Raw genomic sequence first — 15968 nt, 5'->3', positions numbered from 1 at the left:
GCCGGCCGCCGTGATCAATCGGTTGGATCGGATCGTTCAGGAGCGTTCCTGACGGGTTTGATCTGGAGTTCGAAGTCGCCCTGGTGGTGTCGGACGCCGGCGACGACGGCGTCCTCAAGGACTTCGGCGCCCTTGTTCTGGCGGCGCATCATGGGGTCGGAGCGGACGTCCTTCGCCAGCGAGAAGCAGAGCAGGATCAGGACGATCGCGAACGGCAGCGCGCCGATGAAGGTGATGTTCTGGATGCCGCTGAGGGCCCGGTCGCCGCCGATCACCAGCATGATCGCGGCGACGCCGCCGGTCATCGCGCCCCAGAAGACCACGATCCAGCGGGACGGGCTCGTGGAGCCGCGCTGCGACAGGGTGCCCATGACGATCGACGCCGCGTCCGCGCCGGACACGAAGAAGATCGCGACGAGGACCATGACGACGATCGCGGTGAGCATCTCCCAGGGCAGGTTGCCGAGGACGTTGAAGGTGATCTGCTCCTCCGAGCCGTTGCCGTAGGGGTTCAGGCCGTCGCGCTGCTGGTCGATGGCCGTCCCGCCGAAGATGGCGAACCAGCCGAGGCTGACCACGCTGGGCACGAGGATCACGCCGGCGACGAACTGGCGGATGGTGCGGCCGCGGCTGATCCGGGCCAGGAACATGCCGACGAAGGGGGCCCAGGAGATCCACCAGGCCCAGTAGAAGATCGTCCACTCGGAGAGGAACTTCTTCATCGGCTCGCCGCCGGTGGCGCCCGACCGGGACGCCATCTCGCCGAAGTCCTGGATGTAGACGCCGACCGTGGTGGGCAGCAGCTCCAGGATGAACACGGTCGGGCCGGCCACGAACACGAAGAAGGCCAGGAAGGCGGCCAGCACCATGTTGGTGTTGGACAGCCACTGGATGCCGCGGGCGATGCCGGACACGGCCGACAGGATGAAGCAGATCGTCAGCACCACGATGATCAGGACGAGGACGGAGGTGCCGAGCGAGTCGATCCAGCCCGCCTCCTGCATGCCGGTCCGGATCTGCAGGGCGCCGATGCCGAGCGAGGCGGCGGAGCCGAACAGGGTGGCGAAGAGCGCGAGGATGTCGATGAGCCGGCCGACGCGGCGCTCGGCGCGGTGGCGGCCGAGCAGCGGGACGAACGCCGCGCTGATCAGCTGGCCGCGGCCCCGGCGGTAGTGGCCGTACCCGATCGCGAGGCCGAGGACGGCGTAGATCGACCACGGGTGCAGCGTCCAGTGGAAGATCGTGGTGGCCATCGCGGTCTCGATCGCCGGCTCGCTCTGCGACGGGTCGGTGCCCGGCGGCGGCTTGAAGTAGTGGGTCAGGGGCTCGGCCACGCCGAAGAACATCAGGCCGATGCCCATGCCCGCGCTGAACATCATCGCGACCCACGAGACGGTGCGGAACTCCGGCTCGTCGCCCTCCCGGCCGAGCGGGATCCGTCCGTAGCGGCTGAACGCCAGCCACAGCGAGAAGATGACGAACCCGGTCGCGGCGAGGACGAACAGCCAGCCGACGTTCGCCAGCAGCCAGCCGAGCGCCCTCTTGGTGACCGAGTTCAGGCCGCGGTGGTCCGCGGCGCCCCAGATGACGAACGCCGCGGACAGCACCGCGGTCACGCCGTAGACGATCCAGTCGGTACGCGAGCGCGCCCGGGCGCCGATTCCCTCGGAGATCTTCACAGTCCGGAGTCATGCCCGCAGAATCACGTCTCAGTGACGCCATCGGCCGAGGCTTCCTTGCGCGCGTCGTTCACCGCCCTGACGAGTTCGCCGATGTCAGAGGGCGTGGTGCGGTGGCTGATGACGCAGGCGCGGAGGGCGGCACGGCCGTCGAGGCGGACGGGGCTGATCCAGGCGCGGCCCCCGGTGACGACGTTCCGGGCGAGGGCCTCGTGGTGCTCCCAGGCGGCGTCGTCCGGGTCGGCGAAGCAGACGACCGGGAGCGGGGTGTCGTTGACGACGTCCCAGCCGGCCGCGGTGAGCCGTTCCCGGAGGTCGTCCGCGAGGCCGGCGTCGCGTTCGAACTGCTCGGCGTACCCCGCGCGGCCCGCGACGGCGAGGCTGAGGAACAGCTTGAGGCCCATGAAGCGGCGCGACCACTGCTGGCTGGAGGTGTAGGGGTCGACCGTGTCGGGGATCTCGGCCGGCATGTAGGACGTCGTGACCCGGAACGTCTCGGCGAGGCCCGCGGCGTCGGTGCACAGGAGGGCCCCGGCGCCCATGGGGACGCTCAGCCACTTGTGCGCGTCGACCGTGATCGAGTCCGCGCGCCCGATGCCGTCGAGCGCGGGCGCGAGCCGGTCGGAGAGCGCGGCGGCGCCGCCGTACGCGGCGTCCGCGTGCAGGTGGAGGCGCTGGTCGCGGCACAGGTCGGCGATCTCGTGCAGCGGGTCGATCACGCCGGCCGCCGTGGTCCCGGCGGTCGCGACGACGAGGAACGGCAGGTCGCCGGCCGCGCGGTCGGCGGCGATCCGGCGGGCCAGGGCGGCGGTGTCCATCCGCAGGCCGGGGCCGGACGGGACGAGGCGCACGGCGTCCCGTCCGATGCCGGTGGCGTGCGCGATCTTCAGCCAGGCGAGGTGGCTCTCCGCCGACGCGTACATCGCGGGACGGCCCGGCAGCGCCCGCACGCCCTCCTCGCCGTAGCGCGGCCACGCCTTCGTGAGGGCCAGCAGCACCGCGGTCAGGTTGGCCTCGGCGCCCCCGCTGGTGAACGACCCGGCGACCTCACCGGGCGGGTAGCCGAGCCGTCCGCCCAGGTAGCGCAGCAGATGCGCCTCGATCTCGGCCGCCGCGGGCGCGTGCGACCAGGCCGCCATCTGCGGGTTGAACGCCGCCGCGAGCGTGTCGCCGACCACGCTCATCAGGGTCGGCGTCGGATTGAACAGTCCGAAGTACCGGGGATGGGTCGTGTGGACGGTGGTCGCGCGCAGCATCCCGGCGACATCGGGGATCACCTCGTCGGGGGCCACCGGACGTTCGAAGTCGTACGCGCCGATCCCGGCCCGGAGCCGCTCGATGTCCACCGGCCTGCTCACGGGGCGGCCGGCGATCTGCGCGCGCTCGTCATGGAGGAGATCGACGACGTCCCTCCACAGCCGTGAGGAGACGGACGGGGGCGGGTCGAAGGAGGCACGTCCCAGGGGAAATCGGTCCATGCCGTCGACCCTCGCGCCTGCTCGACGATGACCCAAGTGGCAGAAGCGACCACTACCGCTAAGATTGTGACATGCACCGGCTCGCCGTCGCGGTCACCGAAGGGGTACCGATCTTCGAGCTCGCCATCCCGTGCGAGGTGTTCGGGTACGAGCGGCCGGGCCTCGCCCCCACCTGGTACGACTTCCGGCTGTGCGCCGCCGCCGGCACCCGCACCACCGCCGGGTTCGCCGCGGACGCCCGGTACGGCCTCGACGCGCTCGCCGAGGCCGACACCGTCGTCATCCCCGCCTGCGCGAACGTCCTCGGCGACCAGCCCCCCGGCCTCGTCGAGGCCGTCCGCGCCGCGCACGGCAACGGCGCCCGGATCGTGTCGCTGTGCACCGGCGCGTTCGTCCTGGCCGCCGCCGGCCTCCTGGACGGACGCCCGGCGACCACCCACTGGATGCACGCGGACCAGCTGTCGGCCCGCTACCCGGAGGTGAGGGTGGACGCGTCCGTCCTCTACATCGACGACGGCGACGTCCTGACCAGCGCGGGCACCGCCGCCGGCCTGGACCTGTGCCTGCACGTCGTGAGGAAGGACCACGGCGCCGCCGTCGCGGGTGCGCTCGCCAAGCGGCTCGTCATGCCCGCGCACCGTCCCGGCGGCCAGGCCCAGTACATCGACACGGGGATCACCGTCCAGGACGCGGACGAGCTCGGCCCGCTCCTCGACTGGGCCCGCCGGCACCTGGACGAGCCGCTGACCGTGCCCGTCCTCGCGCGCCGCGCCAACGTCACCACACGCACCCTGATCCGCCGATTCCACGCCGCGACCGGGACGACGCCCATGGCGTGGCTGCGCGGCATCCGGATCGACCACGCCCGCAAGTTGCTGGAGACGACGTCGCTGCCCGTCGACCAGGTCGCCGAACGCTCCGGCCTGGGAAGCCCGGCCAACCTCCGGCACCACTTCACCCGCGCGGTCGGCGTCCCGCCCACCGCCTACCGGCGCGCGTCCCGTCCCGAGCGCTAGAAATAAACAGGGCGAGCCGGCGTCGATACTGAAGTAATCACACCGGAAAAGTACCGAACGTGCTGAAAGAGTGGACGCATGATGTCTGCCGAACTCCGCGACCTGACCGTCCACGTCGACACGGGCCGGTGGAGCGGGACGGTACTCGACGCGGTGAGCCTCGTCGTACCCGAGCGGCGGCTCACCGCCCTGCTCGGCGAGTCCGGGTGCGGGAAGTCCATGGCCGCCGCGGCGCTCACCGGGACGCTGCCGGAGACGGCCGCCAGTACGGGGGAGGTCCGGATCAACGGGGCCGTCGTGCGGGACCGGCTCCAGTGGCGGCGCCTCCGGGGCCGCGCCGTCGGGCTGGTGCCCCAGGAGGGCGTCACGGCCTTCGACCCCTCGGAGACCGTGGGCGCCCAGCTGCGCGAGCTGGAACGCCGGTACCGCCGCTGGAGCCTCGACCGGGCGTGCGGCGCGGCCCATTACCCCGCCGAGCTGTTCGACCTGTACCCGAACCAGCATTCCAGCGGCCAGATCCAGCGCGCCGCGCTCGCCGCGGCCCTCCTGCCGGCGCCCGCCGTCCTCGTCGCCGACGCGCCGGCCGCCTCCCTCGACACCGAGACCGCCTACGGGGTGTGGACGACCCTGCGCAGGTACGCCGACGACGGGGCCGCCGTCCTGATGATCACCCACGACGTCGCCATGCTCACCGCCACCCGCGTCGCCGACCAGGCGGCCCTGATGCGCCACGGGAGGATCGTCCACACCGGCGGCACCGCCGACCTGGCCGCTCTGGACGACCCCTACGTCCGCGGCTTCTTCGCGGAGCCCGTGGTGAACCCCCTGAGTTCGGGGTGCGTATGACGCGCTGAGGCTGGGAGGATCCAGGGCGACATGGCCCGTCCACCGGGACAGGGCCGCCATCGACGCCGCCGATCCGCCGGCGGCCCGGCCGGCGGGGAGCAGGCGGCGTCTTGACAGGTCCGGGCGGTCGGCCCAAGGATCAGATCACCCAGGGTGGCGGGAGGTCGGTGTGCGGGCCCACTGCGCGGCGATGGCGGCGGTCGTCGTCGTGGGCGCCGGGATGCTCGCCGGATGCGGCACCTCGAGCAACGTCGTGGAGAAGTCGTTCACCGACCGGAACGGGCGCGCCTGCACGTACGTGGTGGTCCGCGACGTGGAGGACGAGGGCACCGAGGACGACTACGACGTCCACAACATCGACTGCGACTACCCGCCCTCACCGTCTGCGAGCGCAGGGGGACCCCCATGACCAGGCGATGGCTGTACACCGTGCCCGTCCTCATGCCCGTCCTCGCCGGGGCGCTGAGCGGCTGCGGCGAGGATGTGAGGGAGAGGTCCTTCACCGACGACCACGGGCGCGTCTGCACCTACATCCTGGTCGAGGAGTGGGACGGCGACAAGGACGTCGGCAACATCTCCTGCGAATACCCGAGGTCCCCCGCCACGACCCCGTCCCCAACCCCCTCACCCAGCGGCTGACCCCTCAACGGTCGAACGCCTGCCTGATGGCGGCCTCGACCGGGGAGGCCCCTTCGAGGCGGAGCGGCCCGGCCGGGCTCAGCTTCGGCCGCCGGCCGGCGGCCCGCGCCAACGGTTTTCCGGGGTCAGAAGACCGGGGTGCCGTCGCGGACGAGTCTCCAGTTGTCCACGTGGAACGTCGCGGGGTCGATGGTGCCCGCTTCGGACGCGTACTCGACGATCGCCTCCCGGATCGCCACCTGCGCGTTGTAGACGACCGGGGCCGTCGCGATGTGGGGGAACCCGCCGCCGCCCGACTGGCGGTAGTTGTTGACCGCCACCAGGAACCGCTGGTCGTCGGCGACCGGCGTCCCGTCGTAGGCCAGGCCGACGATGCGCGAGCCCTCGGCCTTGGCGATGTCGACGTCGTAGGTGACGCCCGAGAACTGGTCGTAGTTGTAGTCGGGACGGTTGTTGGCGTTCGTCCACGAGGCGGGGTCGACGGGGGCGTCCGCCGCGACCTGCGTGAAGTACTGCGCCGAGTACTCCAGGTACTCCTTGATCTGCGCGCCCGTCAGGATGCTCGCCAGCAGCGTGTTGTCGTAGATGTAGAGCCCGGCGATGTCCTTGATCGTGACCTTGCCGGCGGGGAAGGTCGCGGCGCGGCTGAACGGGGCGGCGATCGACACCACGGGCAGGGACGCGTGCTCGGTGCCCTCGACGGCGGCCGTGACCGTCGCGGTCTGCACCAGGTGGATGTAGTCGAGGATCGTGGTGTCCTTCCAGCAGGACTCCGCCGCCGACATCTCCTCGGTGGAGGTGGCGACCTCCTTGTTCACATAAGTGATCACCGCGTCGTGCTGCTTCTTGATCAGCGTGACGAGTTTCGGATCCTCCTGCACCGTGTTGCTGTTCACGGTCGTCGCGGACCTGCCCGTGACCTTCCACCGGCCGCGCTCGTGGCGGAGCGTGAGGTCGAAGACCGAGAGGCGCTGGCCCCAGCACTTCGGCTCGCTCAGTACGACCGTCCGGCCGGTGGCCTTGTTGGTGACGAACCGCTCCGGGACCTCCTGGTGCGCGTGCCCGAACAGGATGGCGTCGATGCCCGGGACCTGCTCGGCGACCAGGGCGGCGGCGTTCTCGACCGGGAGGTCGTCGCCGTAGGACGAGGTGCCGCTGTCCCCGGAGTGCGCGCTGACGATCACGACGTCGGCGCCGCGGGCCCGGATCACCGGCACCCAGCGCTTCGCCGTCTCCACCAGGTCGAGGAAGTCGAGCTTGCCGGAGACGTTGGCCTTGTCCCAGATCGCGACGCCCGGGTTGGTGAGGCCCAGCAGCCCGACCTTGATCGGCGGGTGTCCCCGGACGTGCATCTTCTTGATCATGTACGGGGCGTAGGCGGGGCGCCGGGTGCCCGCGTGGACGGCGTTCGCGGCGAGCACGGGCGCGTCCATCTGGTCGATCCACGTGTCGAGGAAGGGGATGCCGTAGTTGAACTCGTGGTTGCCGAGGGCGACGGCGTCGTAGCCGATGGCGTTCATCTGGCGGGCCATCGGGTGGACCGCGCCGGTCTCGGTGATCGGCTCGACGGAGGCGTAGTAGAAGCCGAGCGGGGTACCCTGGATGGTGTCGCCGGCGTCGAAGAGCAGGGTGCGGTCGCGTCCCCGGTCGGCGCGGATCTGGTTCACCAGGCTGGACACGCGCGCCAGGCCGACCGTGTTGCCGTCGGCGTCGGAGTACTCGGCGTCCTTGTAGTAGTCCCAGTTCACCGCGTGGCTGTGGATGTCGGACGTGCCCATCACGGTGATCGTCACCGACCGGCCGTGCGTCGCCGCCGCCGCGGACCCGGGCCACCCGGCGAGGGCGAGGGCGCCGGCGGCGGTGAGGCCGCCGAGGACCTGCCTGCGGCCGACGTCGGGGACGCGGCAGGAACACCAGCGGGGCTCCGGGGGCATCGGGTTCTCCATGGCGCGCTCGTTCCTTCCGCGAGGGGGACGGCAGAACGATAGAGGCGCCGGTCAAGATCATTGCTGGCGAACATTCCCGATCCTGCGGGGAGATCGTTGGCACTCCTTGTGCAGCCGCTCCGACCTGGGCGTTCTTGATCTTGTAGGACGAAGCGTCGCGAACCGGGGTGAGGGGCCGGTAGCGTCCCTCAGGTCAAGATCAACTCGACCGATCGGAGCTGTCCTTGCGGACGCACGACAGGATGATGAACGGCACCTGGCGACGGCTCGCCGGCACGGCGGTGGCGGCGGCGCTCGCGACCGGCGCATTCACCGGCCTCGGCGTGGCGGCACAGGCGGACGAGCCGCCGCCCACCCCGAAGATCATCGGTGGGACGCCGGCCGACCAGACCTACCCGTTCATGGCCTCCCTGCAGTACGAGCGGGACGGGAACCCGAACTCGCACCGCTGCGGCGGCGGGCTGATCGACAGGGAATGGGTGGTCACGGCCGCCCACTGCGTGGCCACGGCGGGTACCGGCGGCGCCCCGCACGACGTCATGGACCCGGCGCTGTTCCACCTGCGCATCGGTTCCAACGACCGGACGAAGGGCGGCAGCGTCGCCAAGGTCAAGGAGATCGTCGTCCACCCCGAGTACCAGCACCTGGACGACCGCTCCGAGGGTAAGGACATCGCGCTCCTGCACCTCGACGCCCCCGTCCCGCAGGCGACCGTCCCGCAGGCCACGAGCATCCCCGCGCCGGGGACGCCGGTCCGCCAGATCGGCTGGGGATACACCTCGACCAGCGCCGACGACCCGAGCCAGCTGCCCGTCAAGCTCCAGCAGCTCGACACCAAGGTGATCGCGCCGAGCACGGAGAAGTGCCGGGTGGACGCGGGCGGCGACGACGCGTGGGGCATTCGCGACAACGACATCTGCACCGACAACCCCGAGGGCGTCCGCGGTCCCTGCGGCGGCGACTCCGGGTCGCCGCTGCTGTCCAAGGTCAAGGGCCGCTGGGTCCTCCAGGGGGTCGACTCCCGCGGCGTCGGCGACGTCTGCGGCGAGACCCCCGACATCTACACGAGCATCGGCCACTTCCACGGCTGGATCGCCGGCGTCATCGGCTGATCCCGTCCTCGCGCGAACGCCCGGTCAGGCACCGCCTGGCCGGGCGTTCGGCGTTCCGGGCGACGGGGTATGACGTCCCGAATGCCGAGTGCGTATGTCCGAAATCCGGGTACACGAATGTTGTGGCCTCTGTCACTCTGTTTGCCATTCGCCCCAGAAGATCACTACTGTCACGGCTTTGTTCCCTTTTAGTCAGTGTTGCCGTGTCTAGCGTTTCGTGTTCCTCTAATTAAGGCAATGTCCGGTTGCGGATCGCTCCTGGCCGATTCCGCCCCACAGCCCGCCCGACACCGCCCGCCCGCCACCTCACCGCCCAGCCCCCGACGACCCACGCACGCACGCGACAGCGGAGGTCCGGATGCGCAAGGAGACGCTGGAGAGCTTCGTCCTCGGGGACGTCCTCCGGTCACAGGCGCAGGTTCACCGAAGACAGACGTTCCTCAGGTTCCGCGACGGAGAGATCACCTACGGCGAGGTCGACGCCACCGCCGACCGGCTGGCCCGCATGCTGTCCGCCGCCGGCGTCCGGCGCGGCGACCACGTCGGCCTGATGCTGCCCAACTGCGCCGACATCGTGCACCTCGTCTTCGCGCTGGCGCGGCTCGGCGCCGTCGCGGTGCCGATCAACATCGCCTACAAGGGCGAACTGCTCCGGCACGTCCTGGACAGCTCCGACTCCGGCTGGCTGATCATCGACGGGCCGTACGCGGAGCGGATCACCGAGATCGCCGACCGGCTGCCCAAGCTGGGCCGGGTGCTCGTGCGGGACGCCGCCGGGTCCGGGGTGCCGCTCGACCGGCTCGGCAAGCCCGCCCGTGACCTGTGGGCGCTGCCGGACGACGGAGACGGCCGGGTCGACGTCAAGGTCGGCTTCGGCGACATGCAGGCGATCATGTACACGTCCGGCACCACCGGGCCGTCCAAGGGCGCGATGGTGCCGCACGCCCTCGCGCTGACCTGCGCCTACGACTCGCTCGACTTCCTGGACCGGTGGGGCAAGACGATCTACTGCCCGCTGCCGCTGTTCCACGCCGCCGCGCTCTGGGACGGCATGCTCTCGGCCCTGCTGGGCGGCGGGTCCATCGCGATCGTCGAGCGGTTCAGCGCGTCGCGGTTCTGGGACGACGTGCGCCGCTTCGACGCGCAGGTGTGCATGAGCGTGTTCTCCATGATCCCGATCCTGCTGAACCGGCCGCCGACGTCGCGGGACCGCGACCACCGGCTGGAGACGTTCTACATGGGCAAGTCGAACCTGGACGAGCCGATGCGGGAGCGGTTCGGCGTCCGGTCCGTGGAGACCTACACCAGCACCGAGGCGGGCATCGCGACGGGCAGCCCGTACGGGGAGTGGCGCGCCGGGTCGTGCGGGCAGGCGCACGAGGAGCGCTTCCACGTGGCTGTCGTGGACGAGCACGACCGGGAACTCGGCCCGGGGGAGCCGGGCGAGCTGGTGCTGCGGCCGAAGCAGCCGTTCGTCCTCACGACGGGGTACTACGGCAACTGGGAGGCCACGACCCACTGCTTCAGGAACATGTGGTTCCACACCGGAGATCGGGTATGGCGCGATGACGACGGGTACTTCTTCTTCCTGGACCGGATGAAGGACGCCATCCGCCGGCGTGGTGAGAACATCTCGGCCTTCGACCTGGAGACCGAGATCAACCAGCATCCGGCGGTGCTGGAGTGCGCCGCGATCGGCGTGCCCTCGGAGTTGGAGGACGAGGACATCAAGGTGTCGATCGTTGTGCAACCGGACACCGGCATGGAACCGGAGGCGCTGGTGGCCTACTGCGAGGAGCGGCTGCCGCGCTCGATGGTGCCGCGCTACGTGGAGTTCGTGGACGCGCTGCCCCGCACCCCCACGGACAAGGTCGCCAAGTACAAGCTGCGCGCGCAGGGCGAGCACGGGATCACCGACACGACCTGGGACCGGGAGGCGGACGGCCGGTGAACTGGGACGACACGCCGGAGCAGGCCGCCTTCCGGGAGGAGGTCCGGTCGTTCATCGCCGAGCGGTTCCCCATCGGGTACCGTCCGGCGGCGGACGAGGAGCAGAGCCTCGAACCGGAGGACGTCGCGGGCTACAACTGGCCCGTCGACCGGGTCGCGGACGATCCGGAGCGCCGCGAGGGCGCGCGCGCCTGGGCGGCGGCGCTCGCCGAGCGCGGCTGGATCGCGCCGCACTGGCCCGCCGAGTACGGCGGCGCCGGCCTGTCGGCGCTGGAGGAGTTCATCCTGCACGAGGAGATGATGCGGGCGCGGGTGCCGACCGTGAACGGCATCGGCGCGTTCCTCCTCGGCCCGACGCTGCTGGTGCACGGCACCGAGGAGCAGAAGGCGACGCACCTGCCGCCGATCGCGAGCGGTCGGGCGACCTGGGCGCAGGGGTTCTCCGAACCGGGGTCGGGGTCCGACCTGGCCTCGCTGCGCACCCGGGCCGTCCGGGACGGGGACGAGTACGTCGTGGACGGCCAGAAGGTGTGGACGTCCCTCGGGCAGTACGCCGACTGGCTGTTCGTCCTGGTCCGCACCGATCCGGACGCCGACAAGCCCCACCGCGGCATCACGTTCCTGCTCGTCGAGGCGGACGCGCCCGGGGTGACGATCCGCCCCATCACCGACATCCGCGGCGCGGCGCCGTTCTGCGAGATCTTCTTCGAGGGCGTCCGGGTGCCGGTGGCGAACCGGGTCGGCGAGGAGAACCGCGGCTGGTACGTGGCGATGTCCGCGCTCGGCTTCGAGCGCGCCGGGATCGGCGCCACGATCAAGTACGAGCAGGCGCTCGCCGACCTGGTCACCTACCTGCGCTCTCCCGAGGGGCGGCGCTTCGCGCGCACGACCCCCGCGCTGAGGCAGGAGCTCGCCCGCCGGCAGACCGAGATCCGCGTCCTGTACAACCTGGCCCGCTACACCGTGTCGCGGCAGGCGGCGGGGGACGAGCCCGACTTCGAGGCGTCCATCAACCAGCTGTTCGGCGCCGAGCTGCACCAGCGGCTCGCCCGCACGGGCGCCCGCGCGTTCGGGCGGTCCGCCGCGCTGTGGGAGCGCGACGGGGCGCCGCTCGGCGCCGCCTTCACCCACATGCGCCGGGACTCGGTGGCGTCGACCTTCCTCGGCGGCACCACCGAGATCCAGCGCAACGTCATCGCCACCCGGGGCCTCCACCTGCCCCGTTGACCGATCATTCACTTGAGGAGCGCACGCGTATGCCCGACGAGAACGCCTACGAGACCGTCGATCTGCGGATAGAGGAGCGGGTCGCCTGGCTGACGCTGAACCGCCCGGACAAGCTCAACGCGCTGACGCCGACGACGATGGCGGAGCTGCGCGACATCTTCAACCGCGTCGACGACGACGAGGACGTCTGCGTGGTGGTGCTGCGCGGCGCCGGCGAGCGCGCGTTCTGCGCCGGGATGGACCTCGGCTGGTCGGAGAAGCTGACGCCGCGGGAGCGGATCGAGCAGGGCAGGCTCGGCGAGAAGACGTTCGCGATGATGGAGCGGCTGTCGGTCCCGGTGATCGCGGCCGTGCACGGGTACGCGGTCGGCGGGGGGCTGGAGCTGGCGCTCGCGGCCGACTTCATCATCGCCTCGGACAACGCGAAGATGGGCCTCGTCGAGATCACGCTGTCGGCGCGCCCGCCGTACCGGCCGAAGATGACCGAGGACGGCGACCCCGACCAGCCCGAGTTCGGCGGGTCGGCGCCCGGCTGGGGCGGCGTGAAGCGGCTGCCGGAGCGGATCGGCAAGGCCCGCGCCAAGGAGCTGCTGTTCACCGGCGCCCGCATCGACGCCGACCGCGCGCTGCGGCTCGGCCTGGTCAACGACGTGTACCCGGCGGACGAGTTCGACAAGCGGATCGGCGAGCTGGCCGAGCGGATCGCCGCGATGAACCGCTACAACCTGCGGCTCGTCAAGGAGCTCGTCACCTACGGCTACGACTGGATCGAGCCCCACCCGAGCTAGGAGGACCCGTGCAGATCTATCGGATCGATCATGTGGCGCAGGTGACCCCCGATCTCGACGCGCAGGTCGCGCGGCTCTCCGGGCTGTTCGGGTTCCGGCCGGTCCGGAGCTGGGACAACCCGGGCGAGGGTACGCGCGGTGTCCGGCTGGAGATCCCGGGCAGCCGCGGCCAGGCGTGGGAGGTCGTCGCGCCGTCCGGCGAGGGCTCGTCGTTGCAGACCTGGCTGGACGAGCACGGCGGGCGCCCCGGGCTGCACCACGTCGGCGCCGAGGTGCCCGACCTGGAGGCCGTCCAGGCGGAACTCGAAGTGCGCGGCATCAAGGCCACCGACGGCGCGCGGGGACGCTGGCTGGAGGCGTCGCTGAGCCCGCCGGAGAAGGGCCCCGGCGTCCTGTGGCGGTTCCGCGGGCCGGGCAGCCTGGACATGTGCGGCGACTCGTCGGCCTCGACCCCCGCGACCGGGTCCGTTGAGGGGCCGTCCCTCGGCATCGTGGCGCTCGACCACATCTGCCAGGCGTTCCACGACCGCGACGAGCTGGCCCGCTGGTACCACGACCTCGCCGGGTTCGTGCAGGTGTGGCGGACGGCCGACGACGAGCACCCCGACATGGCCGACCTCGTGCTGAACATCCCCGGCTCGGCCATCTGCTGGGAAGTGATCATGCCGCGCGGGGAGGACTCGTTCATCGAGCGGTTCCTCGACAAGGGAGGCCCCGGCGCCCACCACGTCACGTTCGAGGTGGACGACTGGGACGCGGCCATGGCCGCCTGCGAGCACCACGGCACGCCCACGTTCGACGACGAGGAGGGCGTCACCGACGGCGCCGCCTGGAAGCACACGTTCATCCACCCGAAGCACACCGGCGGCGTCCTCGTCCAGCTGTTCTGGGAGGAACGGCCGGGCGTGTGGGTCCGCTCCGACAAGGTGCCGCCGCGATGGACCTGAGCCTGACCGAGGACCAGGAGCTGATCGCCTCCACCGCCCGCGAGCTGCTGGAGTCCCGGGCCGCGGCGGCGGGGGTCCGCGCGCTGGGCGACGACCCCGCCGGGTACTCGGCCGCGCTCTGGAAGGAGATGGTCGAGCTCGGCTGGACGGGCCTGCCCTTCCCCGAGGAGCACGGCGGCGTGGGAGGCGACTTCCTGGACGTCTGCCTGCTGTTCGAGCAGCTCGGATACGCGCAGGTCCCGAGCCCGCTGCTGACCGCGGTGGCGTGCTGCGGGATGCCGGTCGCCCGCTTCGGGGCGTCCGCCCAGAAGCGGCGCTGGCTGGACGCGATAGCGAACGGTGAGATCGTGACCGCCGCCCCCCTCCCCTGGGACCGCCCGGGGGAGGGGCCGGTGGCAACGCGTTCCGACAGCGGGTTCGTCCTGGACGGGACCGCCACGTTCGTCCCGTTCGCGGCGTCCGCCGAACACCTCCTGGTGGCGGCGCGCCTCGACGGCGAGCCGCACGCCTTCTGGGTGGACACCGCCGACGTGACCTTGAAACCGCTGGGGACGATCGGCGCCGGCCGCCCCTGCCACGTCGACCTGGACGGCATCTGGGTATCGGCGGATGCGGCAATGGGGACGGACGCCGCCAACGCGGTCTCCCTGTTCGGCGCGGCGGCGACCTGCGCGGAGATGGTCGGCGCGGCGCAGCGCGTCCTGGACATGACGGTGGCGTACGCGACGGAACGCGAGCAGTTCGGCCGCGCGATCGGGTCGTTCCAGGCCGTCCAGCACCACTGCGCGAACATGGCGATCGACGTCCTGGGATCCCGGTTCATCGCCTACGAGGCCATCTGGCTGCTCTCGGTGAACCGGGATGCGGCACAAGAAGTGGCCATGGCCAAGGCGTGGGTGAGCGAAGCGTACGAGCGCGTCTGCGCCCTGGGCCACCAGGTGCACGGCGCGATCGGCTTCACCCAGGAGCACGACCTGCACCTGTTCTCCGAACACGCCACGGCCGCGTCCCTGGCCTTCGGCGACGCCGACCTCCACCTCGACACCCTGGCCAACGCGTTCGATCTGGATGGGTGAACGCCCTTCGAGCCCCTATGCGTCCAACCCGGCGGCGTGGCGCATGGCGGTGCGGGCACGGGCCGGGGCCGCAGGGTCCTGCAAGAGCTGGATCTCCTGGTTGGCCGCCATGGACAGGCCGAACAGGGTCGTGGCGACCTCCTCCGCCGGACGGTGCGGTCCCGGAAGTTCGCCTTGGGCGGCTGCGACCTCCGCGGCCAGCGCCCCGCGCAGGGACGTGACGACCTCCAGCAACCGTTCGCGCAGCGGCCCGGGGCGCCCGTCGAGCTCGGAGGAGGCGGCCGTGAGGAAGCAGCCGCCGGGGAAGGGGCAGTCGGCCAGGTAGCCGACCCACCCGTCGATCAGCCGCTCCAGGCGCTCCGCGCCGGGCGGCAGGTCTTCCAGCGGCGCGGTGACCGCCGCGCGGAAGATCTCGACGGCCTGTTCGAGCGCCGCCATGAGCAGCCGGTCGCGCGATCCGAACGGACCGACGAGGCCCGCCTTGCTCATGTCGAGCCGTCGCGCGAGCGTGCCGACCGTCAGACCTTCGAGGCCCAGCCGGGAGGCGTCCAGCATCGCGGCCCGCACGATCCGCTCGCGCGTCCGGGCCGCCTCGGCCGCCGAGTGACGAGGAGACATGGCTCCACGATAGCGAACAGGTGTACGCTATTTGACGTACGACCGTTCGCCAAAGGAGGGGCCGACATGACCGATCTGCTGGGGTTCGACGCCACCGCACTCGCGCTGCTGGGCCATGACGTGGCCCTGGTTCCCGACGCCGCGATGGCGAACCCGACGCCCTGCGACGGGTGGACGGTCACCGACTTGCTCCACCACATGAACGAACGGCACGAGGCCATCGCCCGGACGGCGCTGCCGCCCTTCGAAGCGACCGGCGACCCGCGCGACGCCTTCGCCCGCATCGCCGCCCGCTGCTTCGCCGTGCTCGAACAGGCCGGCGAGGCCGTGAACCTGCCGCAGCGCGGCCCGACGCCGACCGAGCTGGTCCTCGGCGTCCACGGGGTCGACATGCTCGTCCACCGGTGGGACCTGGCGCGTGCGCTGCGGGCCGACCCTGCCGTGCCGTCCCGGCTGGCCGAGGTCGCGCTGCCTCTCGCCCGGATCAGCACCGCGCCCGGCAGCCCCCTCAACGGACCCGGCGGCGTCTATCGTCCGCCCCTGCCCGAAGATCCGGGACGCTCCGCGATCGACAACCTCGCCGCCCTCCTGGGCCGCGACCCCGGCTGGTCTCCGCCGTCCTGACGACTTGTTGGCCACGCCAACG

General features: G+C 71.4%; 15 protein-coding genes. 11 read left to right on the top strand and 4 right to left on the bottom strand.

Annotation, left to right across the window (positions count from 1 at the left end; translation table 11 throughout):
* Positions 1-14: 14 nt before the first annotated feature.
* Both ABGB11_RS29840 and ABGB11_RS29835 read right to left on the bottom strand, forming a co-directional pair.
* The gene (locus ABGB11_RS29840) at positions 15-1679 is read right to left on the bottom strand and encodes a BCCT family transporter (protein ID WP_347638157.1); all 1665 of its coding nucleotides are present in this window, start codon (positions 1677-1679) and stop codon (positions 15-17) included.
* A gap of 23 nt (positions 1680-1702) precedes the next feature.
* Positions 1703-3157: a pyridoxal-dependent decarboxylase gene (locus ABGB11_RS29835; RefSeq protein WP_347638155.1), complete on the bottom strand. Its 1455-nt coding sequence runs from the start codon at positions 3155-3157 to the stop codon at positions 1703-1705.
* Between the two features lie 71 nt (positions 3158-3228).
* Between ABGB11_RS29835 and ABGB11_RS29830 the strand changes: the two genes are divergently transcribed.
* From ABGB11_RS29830 to ABGB11_RS29815, 4 genes are all read left to right on the top strand, one after another.
* The gene (locus ABGB11_RS29830; protein ID WP_347638153.1) at positions 3229-4173 is read left to right on the top strand and encodes a helix-turn-helix domain-containing protein; all 945 of its coding nucleotides are present in this window, start codon (positions 3229-3231) and stop codon (positions 4171-4173) included.
* A 78-nt stretch (positions 4174-4251) separates the two neighbouring features.
* On the top strand, positions 4252-5019 hold the full coding sequence (locus ABGB11_RS29825; protein WP_347638151.1) for an ATP-binding cassette domain-containing protein: 768 nt from the start codon (positions 4252-4254) through the stop codon (positions 5017-5019).
* Between the two features lie 169 nt (positions 5020-5188).
* Complete coding sequence (locus ABGB11_RS29820; protein WP_347638149.1) at positions 5189-5428, top strand: hypothetical protein; 240 nt, start codon at positions 5189-5191, stop codon at positions 5426-5428.
* Positions 5425-5658 (top strand): hypothetical protein, encoded by a 234-nt coding sequence (locus tag ABGB11_RS29815; protein ID WP_347638147.1) that lies wholly within the window; start codon positions 5425-5427, stop codon positions 5656-5658. The genes ABGB11_RS29820 and ABGB11_RS29815 overlap by 4 nt, the downstream gene beginning before the upstream one ends.
* A 125-nt stretch (positions 5659-5783) precedes the next feature.
* Here ABGB11_RS29815 and ABGB11_RS29810 read toward each other — a convergent pair whose 3' ends face one another.
* The gene (locus tag ABGB11_RS29810) at positions 5784-7592 is read right to left on the bottom strand and encodes a 5'-nucleotidase C-terminal domain-containing protein (protein WP_347638145.1); all 1809 of its coding nucleotides are present in this window, start codon (positions 7590-7592) and stop codon (positions 5784-5786) included.
* A 236-nt stretch (positions 7593-7828) separates the two neighbouring features.
* On the opposite strand from ABGB11_RS29810, the gene ABGB11_RS29805 reads away from it, so the two are divergent.
* The 6 genes from ABGB11_RS29805 (at position 7829) to ABGB11_RS29780 (ending at position 14704) form a co-directional block, all read left to right on the top strand.
* Positions 7829-8716, top strand: a complete 888-nt coding sequence (locus ABGB11_RS29805; RefSeq protein ID WP_347638143.1) for a serine protease — start codon at positions 7829-7831, stop codon at positions 8714-8716.
* 358 nt (positions 8717-9074) lie between these two features.
* Positions 9075-10667, top strand: a complete 1593-nt coding sequence (locus ABGB11_RS29800) for an AMP-binding protein (RefSeq protein ID WP_347638141.1) — start codon at positions 9075-9077, stop codon at positions 10665-10667.
* Positions 10664-11893 (top strand): acyl-CoA dehydrogenase family protein, encoded by a 1230-nt coding sequence (locus ABGB11_RS29795; protein WP_347638139.1) that lies wholly within the window; start codon positions 10664-10666, stop codon positions 11891-11893. Before ABGB11_RS29800 ends, ABGB11_RS29795 begins: the two co-directional genes overlap by 4 nt.
* A gap of 29 nt (positions 11894-11922) precedes the next feature.
* Positions 11923-12681 (top strand): enoyl-CoA hydratase/isomerase family protein, encoded by a 759-nt coding sequence (locus ABGB11_RS29790; RefSeq protein WP_347638137.1) that lies wholly within the window; start codon positions 11923-11925, stop codon positions 12679-12681.
* Positions 12682-12689: 8 nt separating this feature from the next.
* Complete coding sequence (locus tag ABGB11_RS29785) at positions 12690-13628, top strand: VOC family protein (protein WP_347638135.1); 939 nt, start codon at positions 12690-12692, stop codon at positions 13626-13628.
* Positions 13619-14704: an acyl-CoA dehydrogenase family protein gene (locus ABGB11_RS29780; protein WP_347638133.1), complete on the top strand. Its 1086-nt coding sequence runs from the start codon at positions 13619-13621 to the stop codon at positions 14702-14704. Before ABGB11_RS29785 ends, ABGB11_RS29780 begins: the two co-directional genes overlap by 10 nt.
* Before the next feature lie 15 nt (positions 14705-14719).
* On the opposite strand, the gene ABGB11_RS29775 is transcribed toward ABGB11_RS29780, so the two are convergent.
* Positions 14720-15322 carry a TetR/AcrR family transcriptional regulator gene (locus ABGB11_RS29775; RefSeq protein ID WP_347638131.1) on the bottom strand — a complete coding sequence of 201 codons (603 nt, stop codon included), beginning with the start codon at positions 15320-15322 and terminating at the stop codon, positions 14720-14722.
* Between the two features lie 66 nt (positions 15323-15388).
* Between ABGB11_RS29775 and ABGB11_RS29770 the strand changes: the two genes are divergently transcribed.
* Positions 15389-15946 carry a TIGR03086 family metal-binding protein gene (locus ABGB11_RS29770; protein ID WP_347638129.1) on the top strand — a complete coding sequence of 186 codons (558 nt, stop codon included), beginning with the start codon at positions 15389-15391 and terminating at the stop codon, positions 15944-15946.
* The last annotated feature ends 22 nt before the right edge of the window (positions 15947-15968 follow it).

It is taken from the genome of Actinomadura sp. B10D3 (assembly GCF_039871695.1).
GTDB classification, from domain to species: Bacteria; Actinomycetota; Actinomycetes; order Streptosporangiales; family Streptosporangiaceae; genus Spirillospora; species Spirillospora madurae.
Note: the sequence above shows the minus strand (reverse complement) of the source record. Positions and strands in the feature narration are given on the sequence as shown.

Excerpts from the sequence above, each read along its gene's own strand:
- ABGB11_RS29830 (WP_347638153.1), top strand. The coding sequence starts at position 3,229 with ATGCACCGGCTCGCCGTCGCGGTCACCGAAGGGGTACCGATCTTCGAG.
- ABGB11_RS29825 (WP_347638151.1), top strand. The coding sequence starts at position 4,252 with ATGATGTCTGCCGAACTCCGCGACCTGACCGTCCACGTCGACACGGGC.
- ABGB11_RS29770 (WP_347638129.1), top strand. The coding sequence starts at position 15,389 with ATGACCGATCTGCTGGGGTTCGACGCCACCGCACTCGCGCTGCTGGGC.
- ABGB11_RS29835 (WP_347638155.1), bottom strand. The coding sequence starts at position 3,157 with ATGGACCGATTTCCCCTGGGACGTGCCTCCTTCGACCCGCCCCCGTCC.
- ABGB11_RS29800 (WP_347638141.1), top strand. The coding sequence starts at position 9,075 with ATGCGCAAGGAGACGCTGGAGAGCTTCGTCCTCGGGGACGTCCTCCGG.
- ABGB11_RS29810 (WP_347638145.1), bottom strand. The coding sequence starts at position 7,592 with ATGCCCCCGGAGCCCCGCTGGTGTTCCTGCCGCGTCCCCGACGTCGGC.
- ABGB11_RS29780 (WP_347638133.1), top strand. The coding sequence starts at position 13,619 with ATGGACCTGAGCCTGACCGAGGACCAGGAGCTGATCGCCTCCACCGCC.
- ABGB11_RS29790 (WP_347638137.1), top strand. The coding sequence starts at position 11,923 with ATGCCCGACGAGAACGCCTACGAGACCGTCGATCTGCGGATAGAGGAG.
- ABGB11_RS29775 (WP_347638131.1), bottom strand. The coding sequence starts at position 15,322 with ATGTCTCCTCGTCACTCGGCGGCCGAGGCGGCCCGGACGCGCGAGCGG.
- ABGB11_RS29815 (WP_347638147.1), top strand. The coding sequence starts at position 5,425 with ATGACCAGGCGATGGCTGTACACCGTGCCCGTCCTCATGCCCGTCCTC.